The organism is Mycolicibacterium pyrenivorans (genome assembly GCF_025821625.1).
In the GTDB taxonomy this organism is placed as follows: Bacteria; Actinomycetota; Actinomycetes; order Mycobacteriales; family Mycobacteriaceae; genus Mycobacterium; species Mycobacterium pyrenivorans.
In genome coordinates this window covers 1-1,073 of record NZ_JACKSH010000303.1, presented here as the reverse complement: position 1 = coordinate 1,073, position 1,073 = coordinate 1, and the positions used below count along the sequence as shown (strand labels likewise).

Genomic DNA, 1,073 nt, shown 5'->3' with positions numbered 1-1,073 from the left:
CAGCCGATCGGGCAAGCGTGACCTGCATCGTGCGTCCCTGCCGCTGCTCGGTCGCTGCCCCGCCGTCGCGCCCCATCGCCGAGGCCGGAGCGCCGTACAGGCCACCAGTGCCTGCACCCCCTGACGGGCTCGGTCCGGTGGCCACCGGTTCGATGGCACCTCCGAATCCGCCGGGCAGTTTGGGGGCATTCGGGGTGCTGAAACTCCCCACCGGGCGGGTGTAGGAACTGGTAGGAACGACCCCGCTGCCGCCGGCACCAATGCCGCCGCCACCACCGCCGCCGCCGCTGAGCGCACTGGCCAACCCCGGCGTCGCCACCGGTGTACCGGTCAGCGGAGCCGCTGACGCGGCCCCCGGGGCGCCACCGAGACCGCCCATGCTCGACGACAGCGGGCCGAGCATGCCCATCGGCATCTGCATGAACTGGCTGAGCATCTGCGGGGCCTGGCCCAGCATCTGCGGAGCCTGGCCCATCATGCCGGTGACCGACGAGAGCTGCCCCATCATCCCCATCGGCCCGCCCATCGCCGACATTGCGTCGGCCGGTGCCGAGACCGCTTCAGCGGCCGGCACCGCCGCGGTGCTGGCCTGCTGCATGCTTTGTGAGCTGGCCTGCAGGGCGCCCTGCACACCGGCTTGTGCCCCGGCGTTGCCCAGGGCGGCCAATGCTGCGGCCGGATTGGGTGCCATCGGTGCGAACGGCGGCGGCGTCGCCAGCACGCCCAGCGCCGCGGTGACCACACCTTGATAACTCGACATGATCGTGGCGTTCTGAATCCACTGCCGCTCATACTCGGCGACCAGGGCCGCGATCGCCGGACTGTTCTGCCCGATGAAATTCGTGGCGACCAGCGCCTCAGTGTCGACGAGGTTCTGATCCGACACCGGTCCAGGCACCATCGTGGTTTTGGCCAGGTGATAGGCATCCACGATTGCCGTCGCCTGCACGACAGCTTCCTCAAACCAGGCCACCGCCATGCCCAAGATTCCCGCGAACGCTTGAGCGGTCATCGTCATCGCCGCACCACCGGCGCCCTGCCAGCCGACCGCGGCCGTGCTGGTCGTACTGGTG

General features: G+C 69.9%; 1 protein-coding gene. It reads right to left on the bottom strand.

Going from position 1 to position 1,073, the window contains the following annotated elements; genetic code table 11:
* Positions 1-1,073 (bottom strand): PPE domain-containing protein (locus H7I57_RS33115; protein ID WP_264028514.1); only part of this gene is annotated, 1,073 nt, incomplete at both ends.